The 2,239-nt window shown below is 67.1% G+C and carries 1 protein-coding gene and 1 pseudogene; both read left to right on the forward strand.

Annotated elements, in window-relative coordinates; all coding sequences use genetic code 11:
• Positions 1–6 precede the first annotated feature (6 nt).
• Positions 7–387, forward strand: a pseudogene (locus tag AB4Y84_RS19775) (GNAT family N-acetyltransferase); the annotation flags it as partial.
• A 98-nt stretch (positions 388–485) separates the two neighbouring features.
• Positions 486–1,982, forward strand: coding sequence for a S10 family peptidase (locus tag AB4Y84_RS19780; RefSeq protein ID WP_442244572.1), 1,497 nt, complete (start codon positions 486–488; stop codon positions 1,980–1,982).
• Positions 1,983–2,239: the final 257 nt, after the last annotated feature.

Here is a 2,239-nt window from a genome sequence, read left to right on the forward strand (position 1 = left end):
GGCTAGGCTACCGGCACGCAATTGAAGTTGGCCCTGCGCGAATCGGTGGACGGCCCGCTGCTGGGCATCTGCGTGGTGTTTGCGCTGGATCGGGACGCGGCACGTGCCGAAATCGGCTATCTGCTGGCACCTGGCAGGCAGGGCCACGGCTACATGCATGAAGCGCTGCAGCAGGTGCTGGCCTATCTGTTCAACACCCTGCAACTGCACCGGGTGGAAGCGGAGATCGATCCACGCAACCACGCCTCGGCACACGTGCTCGAACGCCTGGGCTTCCACCGCGAAGGCCTGCTGCGGCAGCGCTGGCGCATCCGCGGTGAGCTGGCGGACTCGGCCGTGTATGGGCTGCTGGCCGACGACGCTGTGCGAGGTGCCACCTCCGCTTGACCGGATCAGGCCGCAACGCTGGCCCATGCCTTTGGACACATACGGTACGCGGCACCCCGCCCTAGCATCGGAGTCCCTTCCGCTGCCGTTCCGGTGCCATGAAGTTCCTGCTGCACTCTGCCGCGCTCTGCGTCGGCCTGCTGATCGCCCCTGCCTGCGTGCTGGCCGCGCCTGCTGCTGACGGCGCCTCCGAAACGAAAGAAGAAAAGACCGAAGCCGCGCCCCTGCCGGCCGATGCGTCGGCTCGCCAGAGCATGCGCCTGGCTGGGCGCACCCTCGACTACACCGCCACCGTCGGCACCCTGCCGGTACGCGATGCGAAGGGCAAGGTGATAGCCGATGTGGTGTTCACCGCCTACACGATGCCGGGCAAGGACCGGCCGGTGACCTTCGCTCTCAATGGCGGCCCCGGCGCTTCTTCTGTGTACCTCAACCTGGGTGCCATCGGCCCGAAGGTGGTGACCTTCGGGTCGGAAGGCGACAGCGCATCGGCGCCAGCGAAGCTGCACGACAATCCCGGCACCTGGCTGGACTTCACCGACCTGGTGTTCATCGATCCGGTGGGAACCGGCTTCAGCCGTGCCCGCATCGGCGATGACGAAGCGAAGAAGCAGCTGTACAACCCCAGCGCCGATATCGAGTACCTGTCGCGTTCGATCTACGACTGGCTGCTGCGCAACCAGCGCATGGCCTCGCGCAAGTACCTGACCGGCGAGAGCTATGGCGGCTATCGCGGCCCGCGCATCACCCACTTCCTGCAGACGCGCTTGGGCGTGGCGATGAACGGCCTGGTGCTGGTGTCGCCGTACCTGAGCCCGACGCTGGAAGACAACGCCGATGTCTCGCCGATGGCGTGGATGCAGACCCTGCCGTCGATCGCTGCCGCGCACCTGGAGCGCCAGGGCAAGCTGACCGACGCGGCGATGCGCGAGGTGGTCGAGTACACCCGCGGCGACTACGCCACCGCGTTGATGAAGGGCCGCAGCGATCCGCAGGCGACCGAGGTGATGCTGCGCCGGGTGGCCGAGTTGACCGGCCTGGACCCGCAGTTCGTGCGCCGCGCCGGCGGTCGCTTGGAAACCCAGGCCTACCTGCGCGAGGTGTTCCGCGACAAGGGCACGCTGGGAAGCCGCTACGACTCCAACGTCACTGCATTCGATCCATTCCCGAACGATCCGGAGCAGCGCGCCAACGATCCGCTGCTGGACAGCATCATCGCCCCGACCACCACGGCGATGGTCGACTTCGTTACCCGCGAGGTCGGCTGGAAGGTGGATGCGCGCTACCAGGCACTGAACTACGACGTGAACCGTCTGTGGGATCGCAATGGCGACCTGCGCGAGGGTGCGGTGACACAGCTGCGCCAGGCGGTTGCTATCGACCCGCATCTGCAGGTGCTGATCGTGCACGGTTGGAATGATCTGTCGTGCCCGTTCATGGGCTCGATCCTGACGGTGGACCAGATGCCGACAATGGGCAGCAATCCGGACCGCGTGCAGGTGCGCAGCTATCCGGGTGGGCACATGTTCTACAGCCGGGCTGACAGCCAGGCGGCGTTCCGCAGGGACGTGCAGGCGTTGTTCCAGCGCAACTGAGGGGTTGTCGGCCGGGCCTGCGGCCCGGCACCCGCTGACAGCAACGGCAACGGCAACGTCAAAAGCTGGCTTTCCGTGGGTTGGCGGGGTGGGCCCGGTTGCGGGGGACRCCGTAAACCCCCAGACCGGCCCAGCCGCTGGCGGCTGTGCGTTCGGSCGCTTGCGAAGCAGTGCTTCGCAAGCAAAGCGCCCTCACCCWTGGGGGCTTGGCCGCGGCATCCATGCCGCGGACACCCCCGCAACCGGACCCACCCCGC

It is taken from the genome of Stenotrophomonas sp. 2YAF22 (assembly GCF_052114665.1).
GTDB classification, from domain to species: Bacteria; Pseudomonadota; Gammaproteobacteria; order Xanthomonadales; family Xanthomonadaceae; genus Stenotrophomonas; species Stenotrophomonas indicatrix.

What these genes read in the sequence shown, in the direction of transcription:
- AB4Y84_RS19780 (WP_442244572.1), top strand. Translation starts at nt 486, where the DNA reads ATGAAGTTCCTGCTGCACTCTGCCGCGCTCTGCGTCGGCCTGCTGATC.